Annotated in this window: 22 protein-coding genes; 4 read left to right on the forward strand and 18 right to left on the reverse strand. The window is 58.2% G+C overall.

Features of this window, described 5'->3' with window-relative positions; translation table 11 throughout:
- Entirely contained in the window at positions 1 to 3,432 is a 3,432-nt protein-coding gene (locus CGERO_RS06815; protein WP_123934467.1) for a UvrD-helicase domain-containing protein, read from the forward strand.
- 45 nt (positions 3,433 to 3,477) lie between these two features.
- Here the strand turns inward: CGERO_RS06815 and tsf are convergent, their stop codons facing one another.
- Positions 3,478 to 4,305, reverse strand: a complete 828-nt coding sequence (gene tsf, locus CGERO_RS06820) for a translation elongation factor Ts (protein ID WP_123934469.1) — start codon at positions 4,303 to 4,305, stop codon at positions 3,478 to 3,480.
- Positions 4,306 to 4,556: 251 nt separating this feature from the next.
- Positions 4,557 to 5,369, reverse strand: a complete 813-nt coding sequence (rpsB, locus tag CGERO_RS06825) for a 30S ribosomal protein S2 (RefSeq protein WP_123934471.1) — start codon at positions 5,367 to 5,369, stop codon at positions 4,557 to 4,559.
- Positions 5,370 to 5,707: 338 nt separating this feature from the next.
- Here rpsB and CGERO_RS06830 point away from each other — a divergent pair, with 338 nt between their 5' ends.
- Complete coding sequence (locus CGERO_RS06830) at positions 5,708 to 6,187, forward strand: M23 family metallopeptidase (protein ID WP_123934473.1); 480 nt, start codon at positions 5,708 to 5,710, stop codon at positions 6,185 to 6,187.
- On the opposite strand, the gene CGERO_RS06835 is transcribed toward CGERO_RS06830, so the two are convergent.
- The 12 genes from CGERO_RS06835 to rimM all read right to left on the reverse strand — a co-directional run bounded on the left by CGERO_RS06835 (position 6,184) and on the right by rimM (position 17,071).
- Entirely contained in the window at positions 6,184 to 7,083 is a 900-nt protein-coding gene (locus tag CGERO_RS06835) for a tyrosine recombinase XerC (RefSeq protein WP_245998798.1), read from the reverse strand. The two genes, CGERO_RS06830 and CGERO_RS06835, sit on opposite strands and share 4 nt — an antisense overlap.
- A gap of 11 nt (positions 7,084 to 7,094) precedes the next feature.
- Positions 7,095 to 8,261, reverse strand: a complete 1,167-nt coding sequence (gene dprA / locus CGERO_RS06840; RefSeq protein WP_123934475.1) for a DNA-processing protein DprA — start codon at positions 8,259 to 8,261, stop codon at positions 7,095 to 7,097.
- Positions 8,258 to 9,772 (reverse strand): YifB family Mg chelatase-like AAA ATPase, encoded by a 1,515-nt coding sequence (locus CGERO_RS06845; protein WP_123934477.1) that lies wholly within the window; start codon positions 9,770 to 9,772, stop codon positions 8,258 to 8,260. The genes dprA and CGERO_RS06845 overlap by 4 nt, the downstream gene beginning before the upstream one ends.
- Positions 9,759 to 10,172: a YraN family protein gene (locus CGERO_RS06850; RefSeq protein ID WP_245998799.1), complete on the reverse strand. Its 414-nt coding sequence runs from the start codon at positions 10,170 to 10,172 to the stop codon at positions 9,759 to 9,761. The genes CGERO_RS06845 and CGERO_RS06850 overlap by 14 nt, the downstream gene beginning before the upstream one ends.
- A 207-nt stretch (positions 10,173 to 10,379) precedes the next feature.
- Complete coding sequence (locus tag CGERO_RS06855) at positions 10,380 to 10,685, reverse strand: DUF2469 domain-containing protein (RefSeq protein WP_123934479.1); 306 nt, start codon at positions 10,683 to 10,685, stop codon at positions 10,380 to 10,382.
- An 18-nt stretch (positions 10,686 to 10,703) separates the two neighbouring features.
- Positions 10,704 to 11,351, reverse strand: a complete 648-nt coding sequence (locus CGERO_RS06860; RefSeq protein ID WP_123934481.1) for a ribonuclease HII — start codon at positions 11,349 to 11,351, stop codon at positions 10,704 to 10,706.
- Positions 11,352 to 12,101 carry a signal peptidase I gene (gene lepB, locus CGERO_RS06865; RefSeq protein ID WP_245998800.1) on the reverse strand — a complete coding sequence of 250 codons (750 nt, stop codon included), beginning with the start codon at positions 12,099 to 12,101 and terminating at the stop codon, positions 11,352 to 11,354.
- A 393-nt stretch (positions 12,102 to 12,494) separates the two neighbouring features.
- Positions 12,495 to 12,836: a 50S ribosomal protein L19 gene (gene rplS, locus CGERO_RS06870; RefSeq protein ID WP_123934483.1), complete on the reverse strand. Its 342-nt coding sequence runs from the start codon at positions 12,834 to 12,836 to the stop codon at positions 12,495 to 12,497.
- Between the two features lie 164 nt (positions 12,837 to 13,000).
- Positions 13,001 to 15,247, reverse strand: coding sequence for a Tex family protein (locus CGERO_RS06875; RefSeq protein WP_123934485.1), 2,247 nt, complete (start codon positions 15,245 to 15,247; stop codon positions 13,001 to 13,003).
- Between the two features lie 37 nt (positions 15,248 to 15,284).
- The gene (locus CGERO_RS06880) at positions 15,285 to 15,650 is read right to left on the reverse strand and encodes a hypothetical protein (protein ID WP_123934487.1); all 366 of its coding nucleotides are present in this window, start codon (positions 15,648 to 15,650) and stop codon (positions 15,285 to 15,287) included.
- The gene (gene trmD / locus CGERO_RS06885) at positions 15,647 to 16,501 is read right to left on the reverse strand and encodes a tRNA (guanosine(37)-N1)-methyltransferase TrmD (RefSeq protein WP_123934489.1); all 855 of its coding nucleotides are present in this window, start codon (positions 16,499 to 16,501) and stop codon (positions 15,647 to 15,649) included. The genes CGERO_RS06880 and trmD overlap by 4 nt, the downstream gene beginning before the upstream one ends.
- Positions 16,502 to 16,504: 3 nt before the next feature.
- A complete protein-coding gene (gene rimM / locus CGERO_RS06890; protein WP_123934491.1) occupies positions 16,505 to 17,071 on the reverse strand; it encodes a ribosome maturation factor RimM in 567 nt (188 codons plus the stop codon).
- 44 nt (positions 17,072 to 17,115) lie between these two features.
- Here rimM and CGERO_RS06895 point away from each other — a divergent pair, with 44 nt between their 5' ends.
- On the forward strand, positions 17,116 to 17,475 hold the full coding sequence (locus tag CGERO_RS06895; RefSeq protein WP_123934493.1) for a cupin domain-containing protein: 360 nt from the start codon (positions 17,116 to 17,118) through the stop codon (positions 17,473 to 17,475).
- Between the two features lie 144 nt (positions 17,476 to 17,619).
- Here CGERO_RS06895 and rpsP read toward each other — a convergent pair whose 3' ends face one another.
- Entirely contained in the window at positions 17,620 to 18,114 is a 495-nt protein-coding gene (rpsP, locus tag CGERO_RS06900; protein ID WP_123934495.1) for a 30S ribosomal protein S16, read from the reverse strand.
- Between the two features lie 251 nt (positions 18,115 to 18,365).
- Here rpsP and CGERO_RS06905 point away from each other — a divergent pair, with 251 nt between their 5' ends.
- Positions 18,366 to 20,492 (forward strand): acyltransferase family protein, encoded by a 2,127-nt coding sequence (locus CGERO_RS06905; protein ID WP_123934497.1) that lies wholly within the window; start codon positions 18,366 to 18,368, stop codon positions 20,490 to 20,492.
- 54 nt (positions 20,493 to 20,546) lie between these two features.
- On the opposite strand, the gene ffh is transcribed toward CGERO_RS06905, so the two are convergent.
- The 3 genes from ffh to CGERO_RS06920 all read right to left on the reverse strand — a co-directional run bounded on the left by ffh (position 20,547) and on the right by CGERO_RS06920 (position 24,637).
- On the reverse strand, positions 20,547 to 22,127 hold the full coding sequence (gene ffh / locus CGERO_RS06910) for a signal recognition particle protein (protein WP_123934499.1): 1,581 nt from the start codon (positions 22,125 to 22,127) through the stop codon (positions 20,547 to 20,549).
- 69 nt (positions 22,128 to 22,196) lie between these two features.
- Positions 22,197 to 24,299, reverse strand: a complete 2,103-nt coding sequence (locus CGERO_RS06915; RefSeq protein WP_123934501.1) for a [protein-PII] uridylyltransferase — start codon at positions 24,297 to 24,299, stop codon at positions 22,197 to 22,199.
- Positions 24,299 to 24,637, reverse strand: coding sequence for a P-II family nitrogen regulator (locus tag CGERO_RS06920; RefSeq protein ID WP_123934503.1), 339 nt, complete (start codon positions 24,635 to 24,637; stop codon positions 24,299 to 24,301). The genes CGERO_RS06915 and CGERO_RS06920 overlap by 1 nt, the downstream gene beginning before the upstream one ends.
- Between the last annotated feature and the right edge of the window lies 1 nt (position 24,638).

The following is a 24,638-nucleotide window of genomic DNA, read 5'->3' on the forward strand; positions in this document are numbered from 1 at the left end:
GTGGCGCAACAACCAAATCTTAACAACTCCGATGACGCCAACCGCCACCTGATTACTCATCAGGTTGAAGAGTCAATCTTCGTCGAGGCTGGGGCAGGTTCCGGAAAGACCTTCCAGCTTGTCAGTCGCATCATCACGCTCGTAATTGAAAACGACGTGCCGATCTCACGCATTGTCGCCATCACATTCACCGAATCCGCTGCAGCCGAGCTCGTCACGCGCCTGCGTCGCAACTTTTCTGAGATCGCACGCAGTGGCCAACTGGACATCAAACACGCTGGACCACGCACCTTCAAAGACACAGAACTGGCCAAGCAACGCGCCAGCGAAGCACTCGAAGCTCTGCCCGGTGCTGCCATCGAAACCCTGCACTCTTTCTGCATGCGAATCCTCAAAATCTTCCCCCTCGAGGCGGGCCTTCCGCCCCGCGTGGAGAAGGCTAATGACTTGCTTGCCGACGTCGCCAGCGCCGAACGCGTTAATGAAACTCTCGCGCTGCTGAGTGCTTCCCTCCAAGGTGATGCAGAAACGAACAGGCTTGTCGACGAGCTCCCAGTTCCAGTCAGTGGCGCTGATCTACGCGGCGCACTAGAGTGCCTGACCGCCAATGAGGTTCGGGTGAACCAACTTGGCGACGTCGTGGGATGGATGGACGCTCACTGGGGCGAGCTGGATCAAACGCTTGCCGCCCCCACACATCCGGCCGAGCGCCTCACCGTGGAATATTTGCGTGGCATGCTTAACCGTGTAGAACAGCTTGGTTCACTGTGCACCGACCACTCCGACAAGTGCTTTGTCAACGTGATCGCCCCCTTACAAGCAGAGCTCCGCGAACACCTGGAACAAGGCAAACACCCCGAGCATTTTTGCAAACCCCACCTCGATTTCCGTGGTGGAGCCAAGGCAAAGTGGGCGGGAACGACGCCGCGAGAAGTCAAGGATTCCATCGAAGAAGAGCTCAGGAACCTGGACAAGAAGCGCCTAGCTCCAATCCACCGCGCGCTGACTCAGGTGCGAGCGGTGCTCGCAGCACGCACCGTGGCATTAGCACAGCAACGCTGCCGCACCGGCTTGATCGAGTTCCACGACATGATCTACCTGGCACAGCGGCTTGTGCGAAACTCAGCGATCGCACAAGCACTGCATGAACGCTTTCACACCATCTGCGTGGACGAGTTTCAAGACACCGATCCAGCCCAGCTCGAGATCCTACGCAACATCGCCCGTGGCTCAGCGGAAAAACCGGTCCCCGGCAAACTGTTTTTGGTGGGCGATCCCAAGCAGTCCATCTATCGCTTCCGCAACGCGGATCTTGACACATACATGCACGCACGCCAGGAATTCCCCACTTTCGGCGAGACCGGACATTCCGTAGTACACCTTGCCAATAACTTCCGCTCCGCGCCGGCGGTTGTGGACGGGGTGAACCTAATGTTCAACGAGCTCTTCACCCAGGCTGCTCACCAAGCGCAATCGGTGGAGGATGCACCAAGCGTCGTGGACTTCATACCCATGGAGTACCCAACATCCACCAAAGATCACCCAGGCCAGGTGCTCATCCTGCGCAATGAAGACGCCGTCGATGCTATTGGCACCAAGGGATCTGACAGCACCGCCCACCGTGAAATTGAAATGGCCGACATCGCCTCCCTTATCAAGGCGGCCATGGCGAATGAGTTCGGTGAATACCTGAAGGACGCCCAAAGCGGAACCGCGCCATTGGAGTTGGAGGACATCGCCATCCTCGTGCCCACCCACACCATCGCACGTCGAGTTATTGATCTGCTGGTTGCAGAGGGCATCCCCTACGTCTCCGAAGGATCAACGCAGCTCTTCAACGCCCCGGAGATTAGCGAGTTGCTCACCGTGCTGCGCGCCCTCGCAGACCCCGCAGACAAGTTCACCCACGTCGCGGCATTGCGCTCCGCAATCCTGGGATGTAGTGATCGGGAACTCGCAGAGCACCATCAACTTGAAAATCCCCCGGAGGACCATCCGGTTTCTCAAGCCAAGGCGTGGCTGAACCAACAGCACATGCTCACCCGCAAGCTGCCACTTCACGCTTTCATGGCACAGTTCGTGGCATCTTCCGCTGTGGGCGAAGCATTGGTCGCGGAGCCGTCGCAGCGCAATAACCTCCCGCGAGTAACACTCCTGTTGGAGATCGTAGAAGAGTTCGTAGCCAGCACAGGGCTCGGTCTTCGCGAATTCGTGCGCTGGGCAGAGCAGCAAGCAACCAGTTCACAAGGCATATCCGAACCCGTACTCGACAACGGCACCAAAGGTGTGCGGGTGATGACAATTCACCGCTCCAAGGGACGAGAATTCCCTATGGTGATTATTGCAGGCATGGCGCACCACAAATCCCACCACGTACAAGCGCGCGGGTTGGACAAAGGCACAGGAGTGCTCGAGTTTAAGCTGGGCAATTTTACAACATCTGGTTACGATGCCATGGCAGAATACGAAAAGCTCGCCGCTCAATTCGAGGCAATTCGTCTGTTGTACGTTGCAGCTACCCGTGCCCGCAACACGCTGGCCATTCCGCTCGAACCGCCACTCAAATCAGGAGGGTATGCCTCCACCAAGTTCTATGGGGCACCCCTGTATAACGCTCTGCGGAATCTGAGCCATCACCTGCCGATGGTGAGTGCGGACAAACTACCGGGCGCGAACCGCCCACTCCCCAAGGAGGATCAGGCACCCGGGCATCTGGATCTCGATGCAGCAAGGCAGCACGTTGCCCAATTACAAGCACACCTTGCTCATGCGGCCACGAAAGCCCCACGCATCTCGGTTACTTCCATCGCTCATGCAGCAGATCATGCAGGAGAGCCGGGTGGCAGTGCAGAGCCAGAAGCTGAACACCATTGCACCGCGACGATGTCAACCGGTATTCGTATTCGCGATCTACTCGCCATGGAACGCGATCCCCACACGAAAGTGCTCGGTGACTTCACGCTGTCTACCGCCGGTGGAACCTCGTTTGGCTCAGCGGTACACGAAGTAATGGAGCTGCTGCCCGAGGGGCGAAGCGCCCAAGCACTGGCGGAATCCATCGCTCCCCTGCACGATCTTGATCCGCAGGCGATAGCGGACGTGGTTGCTGCAGCCGAATGCTTTGCGGCATCCGAGCCTTACCAGTACAGCCTGAAGGCACAGAAGGTCTATCGCGAACTGCCGGTATTTGATCGAATCGAGGAAGTGGCCGTAGAAGGCATCATCGATGTGCTCTACCTTGATGGCCAAGAGTGGGTCATCGCGGATTTCAAGACCGACCGCGCCGCCACACCGGAAACGATCGGAAGCTATTTCCTCCAGCTAGAGGTATATGCCCGGATCGTGGAAAAGGCTATGGGCATCACCGTCGATCGCCTCGAGCTTATCTTCCTTGGCGCAAACGGCCCGCAGGTGCGCGTGGAACGTCGATAAGCAAAAGGCCCGCCCCACGAGGGGGCGGGCACAATCAAGCACGAATTAGTGCTGGCCAACTTCGTAGCGAACGAAACCGGTGAGGGTTACGCCTGCTTCGTCCATGACCTGCTTGACGTTCTTCTTATTGTCTGCAACAGAAGCCTGCTCGAGCAGGACAACGTCCTTGTAGAAGCCACCGAGGCGGCCTTCCACGATCTTCGGGATAGCCTGCTCGGGCTTACCCTCTTCGCGGGTGATCTGCTCTGCGATGGAGCGCTCCTTCTCGATGACCTCCGCAGGAACATCTTCGCGGGTGAGGTACTGAGCCTTCAGCGCAGCCACCTGCATAGCAGCAGCGTGTGCGGCAGCCTTGGCCTCTTCGCCTTCGCCGGTGTAAGCAACGAGCACACCAACTGCCGGGGGAAGGTCGGCGGAGCGGTGGTGCAGGTACACCGAAAGGTTCTCGCCCTCGAGGGTGACGGCGCGGCGCAGCTCAAGCTTCTCACCAATCTTGGCGGAAAGCTCCTGGATGGCGTCGGCAGCGGGCTTACCGTCAACCTCAGCAGCAGCGAGTTCCTCAGGGGAATTAGCCTTAACGGCGGCTGCGGCGTCGGCAACCTTCTGTGCGAATTCCTTGAACTCAGCGTTCTTTGCAACGAAGTCGGTTTCAGAGTTGATCTCAACCATGGTGTTGCCGGACACTGCGATCAGGCCTTCGGTGGCGTTGCGCTCGGCGCGCTTGCCAACGTCCTTAGCACCCTTGATGCGCAGGATCTCAACGGCCTTGTCAAAGTCGCCGTCGGTCTCGTCGAGTGCCTTCTTGCAGTCAAGCATGCCGGAGCCGGTCAGCTCACGAAGCTTCTTCACATCAGCTGCGGTGTAGTTCGCCATATCTGGGGCGACCCTCCTTGTTTCGTATGTTTTGAGGAAGTGTTCGTTGTCCCACTGTAATCAACGCAGCGGGTGTTCGCGCGTTCAGCGGTCAATATTTGCGTTGTGTCGCGCCCATGCCTCTTCCTTCCAGGTGATGGGCACTGCAAGCCACATACAAACAGCATTGCTAATACAAAGACCCCAGCCTTCGTGTGCTCGAGGAGCTGTGAAAGTTGGGGCCTTAAAGCGTTGCTATCAGGTGCTGGAAATTACTCAGCAGCCTTTGCTTCAGCAGCTACCTCTTCGGTGGCCTCAACCTTGGCAGCAACCTCGGTCTTCTCGCCCTTGTCGGCGTCGCCAGCGGCTTCCTTCTGAGCGGCGAGCTGACGCTCCTCGCGAGCATGCTTACCAGCGGTCACGGCGGAGGAAATCACGCGGGTGAGCACGTCGATGGAGCCGATGGAGTCGTCGTTACCGGGAACCGGGTAGTTGACAACGTCGGGGTCGCAGTTGGTGTCGAGGATGGCAACCACAGGGATGTTCAGCTTGTGAGCTTCGTTCACAGCGATGTGTTCCTTGTTGGTGTCCACGATCCACATTGCGGAAGGCACCTTGCCCATCTCAGCGATACCACCGAGGACACGCTCGAGCTTCTGACGCTCACGGGTGAGCATCAGAACTTCCTTCTTGGTGCGGCCTTCGTAACCGCCCTCAGCAGCATCCATTGCCTGCAGTTCCTTCATGCGGTGCAGACGCTTGGATACGGTCTGGAAGTTGGTGAGCATGCCGCCGAGCCAGCGGTGGTTCACGTAAGGCATACCAACGCGCTCAGCCTGGTTCTTCACGGACTCCTGAGCCTGCTTCTTGGTGCCCACGTACAGGATGGTGCCGCCATGAGCGACGGTTTCCTTAACAAACTCGTAAGCTTCGTCGATGAAGGTCAGGGTCTGCTGCAGGTCAATAATGTAGATGCCGTTGCGGTCGGTGAAGATGAAACGACGCATCTTTGGGTTCCAACGACGGGTCTGGTGGCCAAAGTGCACACCAGCATCGAGCAGTTCACGCATGGTTACAACAGCCATGGTGCTCCTTTTCAAGTATGTGGTTCGGTTTTCTTGTCTTGCGTGGGTTCTCCCCACGCCCTGGCTACCGGCGCTCCAACGCCCACACCCAGGTTTCCCTGGGACCTTGTTGGCGCTGGTGGTGTTACCCTTCGCGGTCGCGCGTAGTCAGCGATCAGTCCAGCTTGCACTGCACAGACACACTGCTAACCGGGTATCATATTCCCTTCCTGGGGGTTTCACCAAACTCATCGGGCTATTGTGGAAAAGTTGGTCACAGTGTGCACAGCGGTATCTTTCTCCACAGCTCGGAAACTTGCTTGTCGACGCTCCCCTGCCCCAAATGCACACTGTGCAACATGAGAAGCACCATTGTTGTATTCACTCTCGCCGTCGTTTTGTGCTTCGCCGGCACACCTGCGGCCCTCGGATACGTGTCACCTGCGACAGGCAAGGATTCTCCCGGCCGCGTAACCAGGGCATTCGACAATCCTGAGCGCGATTGGCTGCCGGGTCATCGCGGCGTCGACTTGGCAATGCCTCCGGGCACACCGGTACACGCTGCTGGACCGGGTGAAGTCATCTACGCCGGTGTGATCGCTGGGACACCGGTGGTGTCCATTCAACACAGTGACGGACTCAGATCGACCTATCAACCAGTGGCACCGAGTGTGCGTCAAGGTCAGTTCGTGGAAGAAGGCGATGTAATTGGCACGGTCATGCCCGGCCATGCCGAACATGACGGCCTGCACTGGGGCGTTAAAACCGGGCCGAAATCGTATATCAATCCATTGTCTTTATTGGATCAGCCAGTGATCCGCCTCAAACCAGTGCGCTAAGCACGCGGGTGCGCCTGACGGAAGGCCTCTTGAAGCCGCGCAGTGCTGACGTGGGTATAGATTTGAGTGGTTTGCAGGGACGAGTGCCCCAAGAGTTCTTGTACTACCCGGAGGTCTGCACCGTGATCGAGCAGGTGCGTTGCCGCACTGTGGCGCAAGGAATGCGGCCCCACGCCTTCTGCACCCACCGCGTTGGCCTGACGCTCAACCAACCTGCGTACTTGGCGCGGATTCAAACGCGCACCACGAAGCCCGACAAACAGCGCACGTTCATCAGGCTTTGCCAACAAATTCCTAGGCTGCCCAATCCACTCCTGCACCGCGGAACTGGCGGCCGAACCAAACGGCACTACGCGTTGCTTATTGCCTTTACCCAGAACTTTGGCCACATTTTTGCTGGTATCCACATCGCCAAGATCTAGGCCTACCAGCTCTGAAACTCGCATCCCTGAGGCGTAGAGCAGCTCCAAAATTGCGCGATCACGCAGCATCTCGGCTAGCGCCTTGGGCGACTCCTTGCCCTCATGTTGCGGCTGAACCAACGCAGCGGCTGCTTGTTCAGTGAGCACCTTAGGCAGATAGCGCTCAACCCGCGGTGCTTGAAGCCGCGCCGCAACATCCTGTTGGATATAGCCTTGCGCATAAAGCCAGGAACTAAAGCCTTTCATGGCGGCAGTTCGGCGAGCCAACGTCGCCCTCGAAGCCCCAGCTTCTGCCGATTCACCCAGAGCCTCACGAAAATCCTCCAGCGTGACGTAGTCCAACGTCGGTCTGGTGTGCGCAAACGCCCGCAAATCCGAACGATACCCACGCGCTGTGGCCTCGGACCTTCCGAGGACCAGCCGCAGATGATCGGCGTAGTCGTCGATAAGCTCAAGCATTTGCGTGGTGCCCATAGTCCCCCACCTTACCCACCAGCAGCGGTACCCCGAATCCATTTTGCACCAACGCGCTGCACGACATTGCGTTGCTCAAGAGTCACCAGAAGGTGCAAAGTCAGACCAGCACTCAAGCCAGCCTCACCTGCAATGGAGTGAGCATCTTCAGGCTCCATCGAAAGCGCATCAAAAACCCGTAGCTCGTTGCGAGACAACCCCTGAATTGGATCGGCGGCGAAGTCCAGCTCATACTGCCCCTCAACGTCAACTGTCCCAACGCACTCAAGAAGAGCGCGAACTTCTTGGCCAGAACACACTAACTGCGCGTCGCCCTGGCGGATTTTTTCATGACACCCCAGCGAAGCCACATTATGCACCGGTCCGGGAACCGCCATGGTGACTTTGCCCAACGATTGCGCCCACTTCAAGGTATTCAACGCGCCAGAACGCCACGCGGCTTCCACAACTACCGTGCCCTGACTCAACGCCGCTACCAGACGGTTTCGGGTCAAGAAACGATGACGATGGGGCGCCATGCCCGGCGCGTATTCGCTCACCAGCGCCCCGTTTTTCGCGATGTGCTGAAACAGTTCGCGATTGCGCGCGGGGTAATGCCGATCCAAACCACATGCAGCCACGGCAATCGTCGCGCCACCGTGAATGAGCGCCTGTCGGTGGGCTTCTGTGTCTACTCCAAGTGCGCCACCGGAGATGACTGTCCAGCGGTGCATCGCAAACTCAGGAGCAAAACGGGCAATGACTTCCTTGCCGTATTGCGTCATTGCCCGGGTGCCCACCATCGCTACGGCTTGCTGGCATAGTTCCTTGAGGTGCGCTCCCTTTACCCACAGCGCATGAGGAGCCACCGCATCCTCGGCTTGTGCGCGAGCATGTTCGCTGTAACCGGAAGCAGCGAAACCGAAGGCTTGATCCAACACTTCGCGTGGCCATTCGGCATCGTCGGGAGTAACCAGGCGTCCTCCAATCGCGTTGATCGCTGCCAGATCTTCCTTGCTGCGGTTTTCGGCGTAGCGTGACTGCGTCTGCGCGAGAAGGTGGCCAATCCACACCTCGCGTCTGGCAATTCCTTGGGCTATCGCCTCCGGCTCCCTCCCGTCCGCCAGGAGACGTTGCAAGTGTCGATTCGGCCCCTCGATAGTTCGGGAGAGATAGGCCCACGCCTCGATTCTTTTCACACCAGCACCCCCTTGGCGTTGCCGCAATACTCCAGTGCCTGCGCGATGTGATCAATATTCGGCTGCTGTGCGGCGGCAAGATCCGCAATCGACCATCCTAACCTCAGCGTCTTGTCCACGGCTCTTTGGCTCAACGCCCCAACCGCCAAGTAGCTTTCCAGCAGCGCCATGGCGTCGGGTGTTGCGGGCAACTCCCTTCTCAAGCGTCCTGCGGGCACTGCTGCATTGCTGCTCACGGCGATACCCATTTGAGCAAGCCGATGCTGCGTCCGGCAACGTGCCTCTGCAACCCGATCAGCAATGGTGTTTGAGGATTCGCCGGCGTCGTCGTGAAGCTTGCCCTTGGGGTGGGTGTGCACCAATATGTCGATCCTGTCCCACAAGGGCCCGGAAAGATTATGCAGATAACTGGCTCGTTGACGCGCCGAGCATTGACAATCGCTGCTTTCCGCCGCACCGCAACGGCAAGCATTCGCCGCAAGTACCAATTGGAAACGTGCAGGGAAAGTGGTGTTGCCGTCCGCCCGAATCAGTTCCACTTTTCCTTGATCGAGCGGGATCCTCAGTGCATCAAGTACTGGTGCTGGGATTTCGCTCACCTCATCCAGAAAGAGCACTCCGTGATGCGCCTTTGTAACCGCACCCGGCGTGGGTCTGCCCGAGCCACCACCGATTAACGCCGCCTTGCTCACGCTGTGATGCGGCGCTACAAACGGTATTCGGTGCCAATCCGAAGCAGTAACTGAGGCAATGCTCTGACATTCCCTGCGTGCATCTTCGTCAAGATCCGGCAATATCCCCGCAAAGCGCCGGGCAATCATCGACTTACCCGATCCCGGAGGTCCAAGGATCATGAAATGATGCCCACCAGCGGCCGCTACTTCGGCCGCGCGCTTGGCCTCCGGTTGCCCGATCACGTCGCGCATATCCGGTTCATTCGATATCGAAGACGCGCGCCTTATCCTAGGGCCGTTCGAGCTCGCCGCCGGAAGCTCTACCTGCCCCGCAGCCCACTGCACCACATCGAGGATGTGTCTGGCGCTTAACACCGTGAAGCCGGAGGGGGCAGCACTTGCTGCTTCTGGTGCGTTAGCCTCCGGCACCACGGCCAGGCCGAGCCCCTCCCGGGCGCCCGCGAGAATCGCAGGCACCACGCCGGGTACGGCCGTTATTCGTCCATCCAGGCCGACTTCACCAAGGAACATCACATGAGCTATATCCATTGCGGAATCTTGGGCTGCCAGCACCGCCATGCACATGGCCAAGTCCATCATCGTGCCGTGCTTGCGCAAAGACGCCGGGGATAAATTGATCATTACCTTGGTCTTTGGCCATCCCAATCGAGCATTCTGCGCCGCTGTTTTGAGGCGATCGCGGGCTTCGGTCACGGCGGCGTCGCCAAGCCCCACAATGTACGTGCCGGGAAGCCCTGGGCCTATATTGGCTTCCACATTCACCACCCGCGCGCCAACTCCGAGCACCACCGCAGAGAGCGTGTTAGCTAGCGCCATGTTCAACCTCCTGCCATAGGGTCATCGAGGGACCCACGATCTCCACAACGTCAAAACACACTCGCTCGAAGCGGCCGCGTTGCCCCGGCTGCTGAAGCCACCAGGCGGCGGACTTTCGCAGCTTTTTCAACTTGCGGGCATTTACGGCCTCAGCCCCACCGAAGGCGTCGTGGGATCGAGTTTTTACCTCGATGACGTGCAAACGCCCAGCCTGTTGCGCCAAAATATCGATTTCTCCGAAAGGCGTGCGTACATTGCTCGCCAGCACCTCATAGCCCTGCGCCTCGTACCAGGCAGCAGTTCGATCCTCCCCTGCCGCACCTAACGTGCAGCGTCCATCTATCCCCCGACCGTGCAGCGCACTGTTCGCCGCGGCCCTTGTTGTGCTTTGTGTATCCACTCATCCCCCTCGAACTCACATGTGCTTACAGCAGCAGTGTGCTTGGGCAGGCGCTGAACACGCCACCATTTTGGGATGACTTCCTCGCGCACTGTGGATAGCCGGTGGCAAAGCGGGCATACGGCCGAACATTTATCCACAGGCAAAAGCAAAAGGCGCCCAAGGGAACTCAGCCCCTTCAAGCGCCCGGCAGCAATCACATGACGATTATTCCGGCATCAGGAAATCTGGTTTATCCAGCTCTTCAATATTGACGTCTTTGTAGGTTATGACGCGGACATAACGCACAAAGCGTGCGGCTCGGTACATGTCCCACACCCAGGCATCAGACATTCGCACCTCGTAGTAGACGTCGGAACCCTGCGTATGCGGGATGAGTTCCACCGCGTTAGCAAGATAAAATCGGCGGTCGGTTTCAACCACGTAGGAAAATTGACTGACAACATCGCGGTACTCGCGATAGAGAGAAAGCTCGACTTCTGCCTCGTAGTTTTCTAGATCTTCGGCACTCACCTGGACACCCTCTTCTCATCATCGCTTTTGCAGCTCAAGCCATTCACGGTGGGCTTTCTGCACATTGGCATAACTATAACGATGTTCTGGGCTTGCACCGTGGCGGCGCACCGCGTTCATATGAGACTTCGTTCCGTACCCCTTGTGGGCTCCCAGCCCATATTCGGGGAAGCAGAAATCCAAGGATTCCATGACCCGATCCCGCGACACTTTCGCCAACACACTCGCAGCAGCGATGCTCCTCGACGCGGCATCACCACCGATCATCGGCAACATCGCACACCCCATGCTCGGGACTTTCATTGCATCAGTGAGCACATAACCGGGCGCAATATCTAAACCGGCCACCGCTCGGCGCATGCCGGAAATATTGGCGTGCTGGATGCCGAAGGCGTCGATTTCTTTCGCCGATATATGCACAATGTGGTACGCCAGGGCGTGGGCACGGATGGCGTCGAAAAGCTTATCTCTGCGCGCAGAGGTCAATGCCTTGGAATCGTTGAGGCCGTCGAGGGCGGGGAGAACATGTGTTGGCAGAATGCACGCCGCGATAGAAATGGGGCCACAGCAGGCGCCGCGGCCAGCCTCGTCTACGCCCGCAACTGGGCCCAATCCCGCACGGTCGAGCGCGACATCGAAGGTTCGTAGTTGCTTGAGGGTGCGCACTTAACCCTGAATGTCGTAAGAGTCCACGCTCTGGATGCGGCTGAAGGGGAAGACGATCCAGCGAACCTTGCCGATAACATTTTCTTGAGGAATGGTGCCCTGGTACTGATCCCCCATGTGGTAGCGCGAATCAGCGGAATTGGTGCGGTTATCGCCCATCACCCACAAGTTGCCCTCTGGCACTTTCACCGGCCCAAAGTACGGTCCACCGCACGCTTCGGAACCACCGGGGCCACTGATGGGGTTGGCGGGAGGATCTTGGATATAAGAATTATCGATCAGCTTGCCGTCGACCTTGAGGCCTTCGTCTCCCTCAAGGCACTGCACCGTCTGCCCACCGGTGGCAATGACACGTTTGACCAGGTCATTTTCATCGGTTGAAGCAAGCCCCACCCAGGAGGCAATGTTGCGAAGGGTACCGGTGACGGGATTCCCCTCCGACTTCGGCGCGAAAAACCCCTCATTCCACGAGTCCGTGCCCTTAAACACCACCACGTCCCCCGGCTTGGGGTCGGAGAAATCGTAGGTAATTTTGTCCACAATGATTCGGTCGCCGGTGCATCCCGCGCAACCGTGCAGCGTGGGCTCCATGGAAGCGCTCGGGATGACGTAGAGGCGGCCGATGAACGTCTGGATCAGCACAATCACAACCAGGGTCACGAACATGACCAGCGGAATTTCGACGTACCAAGGAAGGGGCTTCTTCTCGGCCTTCGGTGTGGGGTTTTCGGCTTCGCTCACGGATTGCACTCTAGCACCGCGGGTAGCTTTTCGACGTTCCCGCCGTCAGATGCTCACATGCTGGGGCAATGGCCTCGAAGTGCTAAGGATCTGGTCACAGTGTGTGGCAACCCCCGCCACGGCGGGCGAAGCGTATGGGGTGATATCAGCAGCTGTTTCACCGGGTACCCAATTGCGTTGAGCAATTGGTGCAGTAACGCGGGCATCGTTGCGTGCGTCGCTAGAGTTCAGCTCCGCGTTGCCCTAGAGCAAGAACTTCGGCTACCGCCGTTCGATGTGTACTTGATCAGATAACGGCAGTGAAATGCTCGCACCGGCTTGTGCTGGCGCTGAGCCCCAAGCCTTGTGCCCTGAAAACGCCAAAAGGCCCCGAAGGGCCTTGAGTACGTTGCGGCGTAGCTATTAGCGACGCTCGCGGATCTTGGCTGCCTTGCCCTTGCGGTCGCGCAGGTAGTACAGCTTTGCGCGACGCACGCGGCCGCGGGAAACGACCTCGATCTTGTCGATGTTGGGGGTGTGCACCGGGAAGGTACGCTCCACACCAATACCGAAAGAAACCTTGCGCACGGTGAAGGTCTCACGCACGCCTGCACCCTGACGGCGAATCACGACGCCGCGGAAGAGCTGGGTACGGGTCTTTTGACCCTCGATCACCTTTACGTGAACGTCGAGGGTATCGCCCGGACGGAAATCCGGGATGTCGTCGCGCATGGACGCTGCATCGACCTTGTCAAGAATGTTCATGAATATTCCTCATAATGTTTCTAGGACAGAGGACCCTAGCGGCTTCTCCCCTCCCGGGGCGCTCGGCTGGTTCGTGCCCGGAGCAAAAGTTGCAGCCCACCTTGGACAATGCAAGGCGAACAACTTGAGCCATTATGCCAGCCAAGGCGCACCAAAACAAATCTTTACAACCCGGCGCGCCTCAAAGCCTCGGCCATCGCCGAGTTTCCTTGTGGCTTGGATTGCTTGCGGCCCCTGTTGCTCTTCTTTTGCGGTTGTTTCTTCTGGGCAGCGTCATCCAGTTTCATGCTGAGTGCAATGCGCTTGCGTTCTACATCGACGTTGATCACCTTCACTTTCACCACTTGCCCAGAGCGAACCACTTCGTGCGGATCGCTCACGAAGCGGTTTGCCATGGCTGAAACGTGGACCAGGCCATCCTGGTGTACGCCGACGTCCACGAACGCGCCGAAGGCAGCAACATTGGTGACCGTTCCCTCCAAGATCATGCCTTCGCGCAGATCACTGATCTTTTCCACCCCTTCCTTGAAAGATGCAGTGGTGAATTCGGGTCGCGGATCGCGCCCCGGCTTGTCCAGCTCAGCGATGATGTCTTTGACAGTGGGCTCACCAAATCCATCCCTTGTGAAATCTTGTGCGTTCAGCGCGCTGAGCACCCTTGAATTGCCGATGAGTTCTGCTACCCCAAGCCCAGTCTTTTCCGCAATGTCTGCCACGATGGCATAAGCCTCGGGGTGCACCGCAGAATAGTCCAAGGGGTTATCGCCGCGAACGCGCAGGAAGCCTGCGCACTGTTCAAAGGCTTTTGGCCCCAAGCGCGGCACCTTCTTCAGTGCGTTACGGTTTGGAAACGCCCCGTGCTCATCGCGGTGCGTGACAATGTGTTCGGCAATACTTGGGCTCACGCCCGCCACTCGAGCCAGCAGTGGCGCGGAGGCGGTATTGACATCCACACCCACGGCATTCACCGCGTCCTCCACCACACCATCGAGGGTGCGTGCCAGGGCTTGTTGTTGCACGTCGTGTTGGTATTGCCCCACACCGATAGCCTTTGGGTCGATCTTGACCAGCTCTGCCAAAGGGTCTTGCAGGCGACGCGCAATGGATACCGCACCGCGCAGTGAAACATCCATGGTGGGAAATTCCTGCGCTGCCAGTTCCGAAGCAGAATACACCGAGGCGCCCGATTCGCTCACCACCACCGGCGTTGGACGTTGGCCGCCTGCTTTTTTGATCATGTCGGCTACTTCAGCGGCCAACTTTTCTGTCTCACGGGAGGCAGTACCATTGCCTACAGCGATGAGCTCAACCTTGTGTGTTGCGCAGGCGCCGGCGAGCACCTGGACCGCGTGATCCCAGCGCTGCTGCGGCTGATGCGGATACACGATCATGGTGTCCAGCACCTTGCCGGTTGATGAAACCACGGCGCATTTCACACCATTGCGATACCCGGGATCTAACCCGAGGGTGGCGCGCTCGCCTGCCGGGGCCGCCAACAAGACGTCTCGAAGGTTCTTGGCGAATACTTCGAGGGCTTGCTCTTGGGCGAACTCTTTCAGCCGCATGCGCACATCCAATCCGGCGGACACCTCAAGTTTGGTGCGCCAGCCCCAGGCAATGGCTTTTTTCACCCAGTGCGAAGCATCTTCCAAACCGCAGTGTTGAGCAATCAAGTGCTCATATTGGGCATCATCGCCTGCATCGAGTTGCAGGCTGAGCACACCTTCGGCCTCTCCACGTAGCAGCGCCAGAATTCGGTGGCTCGGCAGAGAAGTGAAGGGCTCCGAGAAATCAAAGTAGTCGCGGAACTTCGCGCCCTCGTTTTCTTTGCCTTCGACCACGCTTGAGCGCATGGTTCCGTGTTCAAAGAATTCCTCGCGCACACTGCCAACCACTTCAGCGTCCGTAGCAAAACGATCCACCAAAATGGCGCGGGCACCATCGAGCGCGGCCTTCGTGTCGGGGATCTCCGAGTTCAGGTAGCCCTGTGCGAGCTGCTCGGGGTCGGCCCCGGGGGCGTCGATAAGCTGGTCAAGCAGCGGCTCCAAACCTGCATCGCGCGCTTTATCTGCCTTGGTTTTCCGCCGTTTCTTGAAGGGCAGATAGAGATCCTCCAGGCGAGCCTTCGTGTCACAGGCTTCGATGAGCGCGCGGAGGTTAGCGCTGAGTTTTCCCTGCTCATCAATGACCTGCAGCACCGTCGCTTTGCGGGCTTCAAGTTCGCGCAGGTACACCACGCGTTCCTCGATGCTACGAAGCTGCGTATCGTCTAAACCACCGGTCTTTTCCTTACGATAGCGGGCGATGAACGGCACCGTGTTGCCTTCGTCGAGCAGCCCAATTGCGGCCTCGACATGGGCTGGAACAACATGTAATTCTTCGGCAATAGTTACTGCAATGCGCGATGTCATTCGTGCGATTCTAGCGCCCGCAGATCCCGCAAGAGCATTAGCCCTGCCAGGCGCAAGCAGCATCCACGCCAGGGGTGATGTGGCCTTCATTGGTGGTGCCGTACCAGAACGTCGCCGGCGGGAAGCTATCCACCACCACACGGGTTGCCTTGCGCAGATCAAGGTCGCTTTCGCCGTTGATCACTACCCGATACAACCGCAGCGCAGGCGCGAGCTGGCCGTACTGCTGCTGATACTGGGTGATGAGCATATTGTCCGGCTCGCAGGTGAGATCCACCTCTTCGCCGTGAATCTGCTGAGCACGATAACCCGCGGCCAAAAGCGCTTCGGGCAGCACCGCGGAGATCTGTTGCCAATCCCGCTGACTCATCAGAACTTGCAGGTCTGTAGCAATGGGTCTCATGATTGCTCCAATGTTGTGAGATATTCGCGATCCTGCTGGCTTAGACCAGCTTGCTCCAGTAATTCAGGGCGGCGCTGCAATGTGCGTCTCAGGGAAGCTTCTCTGCGCCACCGCGCCACTAGTTCGTGATTCCCCGAAAGCAATACCTCCGGCACCTCAAGGTCACGCCACACCCTCGGCTTTGTGTAACAAGGGCCTTCCAACAGCCCATCCGAGAAGCTGTCGTCCTCGTGGCTTTGGCGATTACCCAAGACTCCCGGGATGAGGCGCACCACGGCCTCTGCGATCACCAGCGTGGCAACTTCTCCACCGATCAGGACGTAATCACCGACGGACACTTCTTCCACCCGATAGGTGCGACGCGCATCTTCAATGACTCGCTGATCTATGCCCTCGTAGCGCCCGCAAGCGAACACAAGGTGGGGTTCATTCGACCAACGCTGAGCATCCGCCTGCTTGAAAGGCACACCCGCAGGGGAAGGCACGATTAGTAGGGGACGCTCATCGGCAGGCGCTGAGGGATAGCGATGTCGTTCCACGCCCTGAAGCTCATCATGGCGTGGTCGGTTCAAGTGTGGCTGTGCGGATTCCAAATCGGCTGCGGCAGCCGGGCCTGTGCGCGCGGCGACGTCGTCAAGCGCTGCACCCCAGATCTCCGGTTTCATTACCATGCCGGGGCCACCCCCGTAAGGCGAGTCATCTACGGACTTGTGCTTGTCGGTTGCCCACTGCCGCAAATCGTGCACGCCAACGCTCAAGATGCCCTGCTCGATGGCTTTGCCCAGCAAGGCGTGGCGGAAAGGATCCATGTACTCGGGGAAAATGCTGAGCACGTCAATGCGCTGTGCCATGGGTTATAGCTCCAAAAGACCATCGGGTGGCGTGATCACGATTGCTTCGTTGTCCAAATCCACAATGGGTACGATCTCGTGCACAAACGGCAGCGTCGCCTCACCGCCGTTATCCAGGCCCACCACCAACAATCGGTGGGCAGGAGTGCGTAGTACCGAGGTCACCGCTCCAATATCCTCCGGCTCCGGCGTCGCCCCCTCATAAGCGCGAGCCTCCGCTTCCTCAGCACTGACGGGACCAACGTTGAGCACTCGCAGCCCTTCCAGCTCATGGTCGTAATATGCCTCATCTTCTTCGATAGGATCAGCGTAAAAACGCAAGCCGCGAATGTGCTCTGCCTCGTTTCTCCCCGGGGTTTCCTCAAAACTGATCAGCAGACGCTGTTGATGAGGGCGCATCGTCTTCACGGTAAGTTGCAGCTCCTTGCCCGTCTGCACTCCGCGAAGCACCGTCCCCTTGGCAAAACGCCCGTGAGGATCGTCGGTGCTTGGGTCCACCACCACTTCACCACGGATGCCATGGGGCTTGATCACGCGACCAATCTGTACTTGATCTTCCTTGGAATTCACGCACCTAAACCTAGCAGCACTCGAACCCCACTAGGCTAAGCGTTATGCAGACTAATACCCCTGAAACCTTCGGCGACGCAGATCATCACGACATTCCTGGTCTTTTCAGCGCTGCCGATGCACCGGAGCCAGGATCACGCGCAGTGCCTAGCGTGCAGCGCGTCCTTGAAGCCGAAGGGTGCAATGTGATTCTCTTTCGCTTTCGCGATGGGCAGGCACTCAAAGAACACAAGGCAGCCTGGCCGATTACCGTGCAGTGCCTCGAAGGCGAATTGCAATTTGGTTGGAAAGGCCGAGAGGTGACGCTTCGCCCCGGCTCGATTCTGTATTTACCCAAGATGGAACCGCACTGGGTTGCAGCCAACACCGACGCCGTCCTCGCCCTGCAGATGCACACGACGTAGATAGCCGGCGCCCGGCCGCTAAGCGTGGAGCAACACTGCCTTCTTGCGTCTATGTCTCGCTGCGAGGTGGAAAGCCCAGGAGACAACCCCGGGACATGAAAAAAACCGCGACCTGAAGTTGGTCGCGGCATTTTTGCTACTGAATTACTCAGCAGCTTCTTCGGAAGCCTCTTCTGCAGACTCCTCGGCAGCAGCTTCAGCCTTGGCAGCCTCTTCAGCTTCCTTGGCAGCCTTGGCCTCTGCTTCTTCCTTAGCCTTGCGCTTCTTCTCGGTGATGGCCTCGGCGGTGGGGCCTTCGTTGGCCTCTGCGAGTGCCTGGTTGAACAGTTCGAGCTTGGAGGTCTTGGGCTCAGCAACCTTCAAGGTGCCTTCTTGACCCTCGATGCCCTTGAACTTCTGCCAGTCACCGGTGACCTTCAGCAGTGCGAGCACGGGTTCGGTGGGCTGTGCGCCAACACCAAGCCAGTACTGAGCGCGCTCAGAATCGATCTTGATCAGCGAGGGCTCCTGCTTGGGCTCGTAGATACCGATGTTCTCGATCACCTTGCCGTCGCGGCGGGTGCGTGCATCAGCGATGACCACGCGGTAGTGCGGGGTGCGGATCTTGCCGAGGCGCTGCAGCTTGATTTTGACTGCCATTATGTACGTCCTTTGCTTTTTGGTCACGGGGAAATTCAGACGCTGCTTTAGGTGAAAACAGCCGGTTTATCCCTTACTTCTTTTGAACAGGTGACCACCGGGCGACCGTAGACGCTTGCGGTGTCTGCTCATGCTTGCCAAACGTTTCGTTCAAGCAACCTGACGTACTATACACGTTTTGCTGTGAGATTGCTTATCGACGCCCCCCGTGATTTCTTTTCAGCGCCTTTGGCGGGTTAACGTCGAATATCATGAGTTCCCGGCCATCCGATTCCAAACGATCAGTACGTTATCTTGAGATCGATGGCCTCCGCGGTGTCGCTGTTGCGCTCGTGGTGCTATTTCACGTTTACGTCGGGCGGGTTTCTGGCGGCGTGGACGTCTTTCTTTTCCTTTCCGGCTACTTCTTCTTGGGCGGTTTGCTGCGCTATTTCGCGTTGCCGGACGCATCCTTGAATCCACTGTGGCCACTCTGGCGCACTATCCGCCGCCTCGTGCCGGCACTGGTGACACTCCTGCTAGCGGTCGGCGTAACGTCCACTGCTTTCGTGCAAACCAATACCCTGCCGATTGCCAAACAGATCACCGCTTCTTTGCTGTATGCGCAGAATTGGAAACTGGCGGAGCAATCCATTGATTACCGTTCTGCCTCCAACACCGCCTCCCCGTTACAGCACCTCTGGTCCATGTCTGTGCAGGGGCAGTTCTATCTCGTGGCCATCGTGTTGGTCATCCTGTGTTCACTCGTAGTGAGAGCGTTTGGCAAACCGCACGCGGTAGGCAAACTCGCTTTGCCAATTCTCGCGCTCATCACCGTCGCCTCCTTCATCTACGCCACGAAATTGCACGGCGAGAATCAGGGCCTGAATTACTACTCCAGTTACTCGCGCGCGTGGGAGCTCACCTCGGGTGCCTTGGCGGCGTTTGTGGTGCCTCACCTACCAATACGCCGCTGGCTGGCGCGCATACTCACCTTCGGAGGACTGCTCGCGATCGCCAGCACTGGTTTCCTGCTCGACGGCGCGCAGGTGTTCCCGGGGCCAGGCACGCTCTTGCCCTTGCTCGGTGCCTTCGCGGTGATCCTGGGCGCTCGCGAACGCACATTCACCGGAGCCTTCCTGGGATCCCGTATCTGCGTGTGGCTCGGCAATATTGGCTATTCGCTGTACCTCTGGCACTGGCCGATCCTCATCTTTACGCTCGTGTACCTCAAAGACCCAGAACCCTCGATCGCGCTTGGCACTGGGGTCATAGCGGTTTCGGTGCTGGTTGCGTGGATCAGCTATCGCTGCGTTGAACTCCCGCTTCGCTCGCGGCAGCAACGCCCCAGAAAGCAAACGTCTGTGTGGGCAGATACACGCGCCGCCTTGGCAACGTCGAGAGCGTCTCGGCTGCGCCTGGTTGGTGCATGTTGTATTGCGCTCATGGTGGGTGCCGTGGGCAGCATCCAGCCACTGAAGCTGCAACATATTGCCCAGGCGCGTTCCTTGGACTTTGATTTAAAGGAGCATCCCGGTGCCTTGAGCTCGAGTTCGAGCAAGGATCGTTCCACCCCAGATGTCACGGATGTTCCCGACGGTATTAAGCCGATTCCACCGGCGGATGTTGCGTTTCAAATGTGGCCGAAACCTGCTGTGGATGGTTGTTTGTCTCGCGAATACGACGGCTGGGATCACGTGCAGTTGACCAAGCGTGACGCAGACGATAGTGACTGCATTTACGGCGATCCTAACGCTCGTCACACTGTGGTGCTCTTTGGCGGATCACACGCGGAACAGTGGTTTACCCCGCTGCTGGCCGCCGCAGATCATTACGATTTCAACGTCCGCACCATTTTGCGCCCTGGCTGCGCGGCTACCCTGGAGCCAACCTATGGGTTGAAGGAAGGCTGCGTGGAATGGACGAAGGCCGTGCTCAAGTATCTCAAGAAGAACACCCCTGACGTTGTCGTCACCACATCCACCCGTCCCGGTTGGGAAAATACTGACTACACCCCGGAGGGTTATGTTGAGGTGTGGGATGCATTGGACCGCATGGGCAGTACTATCATCGGCATCAGAGACACTCCCTGGGTGGTCGACGATGAGGGCTTGAGCTTCTACCCCACCTTCTGTGTGGCGAGTGGCCGAGAAAATTGCTCTTTCCGACGAGATCTCACACTCAGTCCTATCAACGATGCTGACGTACCGCTCGGTGCTTACTCCAGATCGCTTTCTCTCGATTTCTCCGACGTGTTGTGCAGATCTAATACCTGCGATCCCATCATTGGCAATATTTACGTCTACCGCGACGATAATCACCTCACGGATCATTTCGCTTCCACTATGTCGGATCTCTTTATTCAACGCTTAGGCCCAACTTTCAAGGCGTTGAGCTAGGCACAAATAAGGCGGGGCACGAAACCATGTTGGTTTCGTGCCCCGCCTCTGCTGCTATTTCTTACCAAAGTTGAGATTATCGAGGTCGATATTCTCCATCCCCTTTGGCAACTTCATGCCGCCCATTTGCTGCTGAAGCTTCTGCAACTCTGCCATGTCCGGCATGCCACCACCCATGCCGGGCATACCGGGCATCTGCGGCTGACGTGGCTTATTTTTCGCTGGCTTGCGCTTACCGTTCTTGCCCTTGCGTCCCTTGGCCTTCTTCTTCGTGGCGCTGCGGGTGCCGCCACCCATGCCGAATTGTGAAGACATCTTGCTCATCATCTTCTTCGCCTCAAAGAAGCGCTCTACCAACTGGTTGACCTCAGCAACCGAAACACCAGAACCATTGGCGATACGCTTGCGTCGAGAAGCATTGAGAATCTTCGGGTCTTCACGCTCCGCAGGGGTCATGCCGCGAATGATGGCCTGAATGCGGTCAAGCTGCTTTTCATCCACCATGTCCGCCATCTGAGACATCTGCTTGCCACCGGGCAGCATCTTCAAAATGTTGCCGATAGGTCCCATGCGACGCACCATGAGCATCTGGTTGAGGAAGTCATCCAGGGTGAGTTCACCGCTGCCGAGCTTTTGCGCGTTCTTTAGTGCTTCTTCCTGATCAAGCTTTTGTTCCGCCTGCTCAATCAGAGTCAAGATGTCGCCCATGCCGAGGATACGACTGGACATGCGCTCAGGGTGGAAAACATCAAAGTCTTCCAGCTTTTCACCCGTAGAGGCGAACATGATGGGCTTACCCGTCACCTCACGGATCGACAGTGCTGCACCACCGCGAGCGTCGCCGTCGAGCTTCGTCAGCACCACGCCGGTGAAGTCCACACCGTCACGGAAGGCTTCAGCAGTATTGACCGCATCCTGGCCGATCATGGAGTCAATCACGAAGAGCACCTCATCGGGATTGACTGCGTCGCGAATGTTGCGCGCCTGCGTCATGAGGGTCTCGTCGATGCCGAGTCGGCCTGCGGTATCCACGATCACGATGTCGTGCTGGCGACGCTTCGCCTCTTCAATACCCTCGCGAGCAACAGCAACAGGGTCGCCGTGGGACGTGCCCATCTCGTGGTCATTGGAATCGATCGAGGTACCGGGATCCGGAGCGAAGGTGGGAACACCTGCGCGTTCACCAACAATTTGCAGCTGCTGCACAGCACCGGGGCGTTGAAGGTCACACGCCACCAACATTGGGGTGTGCCCCTGCTTTGAAAGGTGGTGTGCCAACTTACCTGCAAGCGTAGTTTTACCTGCGCCCTGCAAACCTGCGAGCATGATCACCGTGGGGGGATTTTTTGCCAAGTTGAGCCTACGAGTTTCACCGCCAAGGATCTGGGTGAGTTCTTCGTCGACAATCTTGATAACCTGCTCGGCCGGATTCAGCGCCTTGGACACATCCACGCCAAGCGCGCGTTCCTTCACACGCTTGATAAATCCACGAACCACCGGCAAGGAAACATCGGCTTCCAGCAGAGCAAGGCGAATTTCCCGTGCGACAGCATTAATGTCCGCTTCGGTGACTTTGCCTTTAGAACGCAGGCCGGAAAGCGCACCGCTTAGCCGATCTGACAGAGACTCAAACACGTTTAGCTCGCTCCTTGCACGTTGGCTTTTAGTAAAACTTCAGTCGTCACGCACTGGGGTGATAATAAGTCAGTGCTGAACGTACCCATGGTAGCCGTTCGAGAGCACCCGGGTCACGTCACGTTCCACCTTTGCACGATCGAAGCCCGCCATGAACTTGCAGCGGGCGATCATGGTGGTACCGCGCAACTCTTGATCTATCCAGCGCACTTCCGGCAGCACACCGATGAGCGCGCCGAGCGCTGCTCGCCGATCCAGGGTGCGAACTTCCAGCACATCGTCTTGCCAGGCGGTTGCTACGGCTCCCGGCGCGAGTGCGGGAAGCGCGGAAAAGACGCCGGAATGATATGCCTGCACGAACTCGGCGGCATCGAAGGTGCTGCCAGAATTGTTGCGAACTTCGAGTTGGGCGCGAACTTTCTCTTCCTCCACGATGACCGTCGACGCCACAATGTTCCAGTTTTTCGCAGCAACAAGCGCCAACAGCCGAACGATGGCTCGCAAGTATTCCCCCGTCCACTGCACTCGAGCTTCATTTGGACTTTCCGGACTACGGATCAAGGCCAATGGTTGCGTGTACGGCAAAACGGGCGCGCTCGGGCTGATGCTGCTGAGCATGCTTTTCGCGTTGTGCACGAGACTTGCGACCGCGTGTGCTCGCATGGTTGTCCACACTCCGGGACCGGTTCCCTGCGAGTCTGCCTCGACCAGCGCGTGTAGTAGTTGCAGCGTGAGCGGGTCAAAGTGCAGCCGCTCTAATAAGGTTCGGGCAAGCTGCGGGTCTTCTGGGTCTCGCCCGGCGATGAGTTGGAAGATAGTGGTGTGTTCGGCCACAAGTGTGGCTACAACCTGGGAGTCTCTTGATGGCAGTTGCAACCGGGTGGCCATGGCACGGACGTACTGCGCCCCCAGTGCTTCGTGGGGCTGATCTGTTCCCTTGGCAATGTCATGAAAAAGCGCTGCTAGTGCGAGGAGGTCAGGGCGTGGCACATCTACACCTTGACGCGCGCATAGTGCGACTACTTCAAGGCAGTGTCGATCAACGGTGTGAATATGGGTGGGCTCTCGCGGGATCATTCCTCGAATGTGTCCCCACCAAGGGATGAGGGCTTCCCAGTGCCCATGTTGATCGAGCTCCTGGATCACAGCGGTGCTGTGGGCGGCGGATCCAAGCAACGTAAAGAGATCGGCGCTCGCGCTTTTTGGCCAAAGTTCCGGCGGAGCTGGCGCGTGTTGGAGTTGTGTCCACACGCTCCGGGCGATGCTGAGACCGGTTCGGGCTGCGGCGGCGCCGACGCGGAGTGCTAACCACGGATCCTGCACTTGGGCGTTTCTAGCGAGGGCGATTTGCCCTTGTACTTCCACCACGTCGACGTCGATAGGCTTGCGAGGCCGCGCCCGGACGATTCTTCGTGGCTGCAGATCACTGGCTTGCCGAAGCGCCTGGGATACCGCAGCATCGATGGTGCGAGCATGGTGCGCGAGTTGCGTTGCAAGTGCGTAGCGATCCTTAAAGCCGAGCTCGATGGCGATGTCCACCGCGAACTCGGGATCAAGAATGTCTCGTGCTCGACGACTGCTGTGATGCAGAAGGGTTCTCACATCAAGCAGCAGCGCCTGCTCTTTCTCCAAACGGGCTGGATTGCACACGTTGCCCAGCGCAAGTGCGTGGATGAGTTGGATGTCTCGCAGGCCGCCGCGGCCGTTTTTAATGTCGGGTCGTGTCATGCTGACCACGGATCCGGAGCGCCGCCATCGCCCGATTGCACTATCGACCACTCGCCCGAGGTCCCTGTTGAGCATCACTCGCCAGCGTTGCAGTACTGCTTGGCGCGCATGGTGCGTGAGTTCTTGGTCGCCACGGAGGTGGACTAGGTCCAACGCACCGAGCGCAGCGGTGACCTCTTGTTGTGCCACTTCCGAGCATTCAGCGGGCGTGCGCACTGCGACGTCGGCCCGAAAGTTCGATTCCCAAATCGGGTACCAGAGTGTTTCGGGCACGCTCACGCCGTCTGGACACAGCAAGATGAGGTCCAAATCGGAGTGCACTGCCATTTCGGCGCGCGCGAGGGATCCAGTTGCAGCGAGGGCGCAGCCTGCGGGTACGTCGATGTGCTCTGTGACGGCCAAAGCTTCGGCCTGCACAGCTTTTCGACGTTCCCCCGGCGCCATCAAAGCGCTGATGTTCCCCGCTCGTTGGTGCGCACGCGCACGAGCTCTTCTACTGGGGTGACCCACACTTTGCCGTCACCAATTTTTCCGGTACGGGCGGATTCGACGATGGCGTCCACCGTGTCGTCGAGGAGTTGATCGTCGACCACCACTTCGAGCTTGAGCTTGGGCACGAAGTCGACGGCGTATTCGGCACCTCGGTAGACCTCGGTGTGGCCTTTTTGCTGGCCGTAGCCTTGCACTTCGGTGACGGTCAGGCCGTGGATGCCGAGTTGTTCCAGGGCGTCTTTGACGTCGACAAGCGTAAAGGGCTTGATAATGGCGGTGATCAGCTTCATC

Origin of the sequence: Corynebacterium gerontici (assembly GCF_003813985.1) — a bacterium.
In the GTDB taxonomy this organism is placed as follows: Bacteria; Actinomycetota; Actinomycetes; order Mycobacteriales; family Mycobacteriaceae; genus Corynebacterium; species Corynebacterium gerontici.

What these genes read in the sequence shown, in the direction of transcription:
- rpsP (WP_123934495.1), bottom strand. Translation starts at nt 18,114, where the DNA reads ATGGCAGTCAAAATCAAGCTGCAGCGCCTCGGCAAGATCCGCACCCCG.
- CGERO_RS06895 (WP_123934493.1), top strand. Translation starts at nt 17,116, where the DNA reads ATGCAGACTAATACCCCTGAAACCTTCGGCGACGCAGATCATCACGAC.
- trmD (WP_123934489.1), bottom strand. Translation starts at nt 16,501, where the DNA reads ATGGCACAGCGCATTGACGTGCTCAGCATTTTCCCCGAGTACATGGAT.
- CGERO_RS06835 (WP_245998798.1), bottom strand. Translation starts at nt 7,083, where the DNA reads ATGGGCACCACGCAAATGCTTGAGCTTATCGACGACTACGCCGATCAT.
- CGERO_RS06905 (WP_123934497.1), top strand. Translation starts at nt 18,366, where the DNA reads ATGAGTTCCCGGCCATCCGATTCCAAACGATCAGTACGTTATCTTGAG.
- CGERO_RS06920 (WP_123934503.1), bottom strand. Translation starts at nt 24,637, where the DNA reads ATGAAGCTGATCACCGCCATTATCAAGCCCTTTACGCTTGTCGACGTC.
- CGERO_RS06830 (WP_123934473.1), top strand. Translation starts at nt 5,708, where the DNA reads ATGAGAAGCACCATTGTTGTATTCACTCTCGCCGTCGTTTTGTGCTTC.
- CGERO_RS06875 (WP_123934485.1), bottom strand. Translation starts at nt 15,247, where the DNA reads ATGACATCGCGCATTGCAGTAACTATTGCCGAAGAATTACATGTTGTT.
- rplS (WP_123934483.1), bottom strand. Translation starts at nt 12,836, where the DNA reads ATGAACATTCTTGACAAGGTCGATGCAGCGTCCATGCGCGACGACATC.
- tsf (WP_123934469.1), bottom strand. Translation starts at nt 4,305, where the DNA reads ATGGCGAACTACACCGCAGCTGATGTGAAGAAGCTTCGTGAGCTGACC.
- CGERO_RS06845 (WP_123934477.1), bottom strand. Translation starts at nt 9,772, where the DNA reads ATGGCGCTAGCTAACACGCTCTCTGCGGTGGTGCTCGGAGTTGGCGCG.
- rpsB (WP_123934471.1), bottom strand. Translation starts at nt 5,369, where the DNA reads ATGGCTGTTGTAACCATGCGTGAACTGCTCGATGCTGGTGTGCACTTT.
- CGERO_RS06915 (WP_123934501.1), bottom strand. Translation starts at nt 24,299, where the DNA reads ATGGCGCCGGGGGAACGTCGAAAAGCTGTGCAGGCCGAAGCTTTGGCC.
- CGERO_RS06880 (WP_123934487.1), bottom strand. Translation starts at nt 15,650, where the DNA reads ATGAGACCCATTGCTACAGACCTGCAAGTTCTGATGAGTCAGCGGGAT.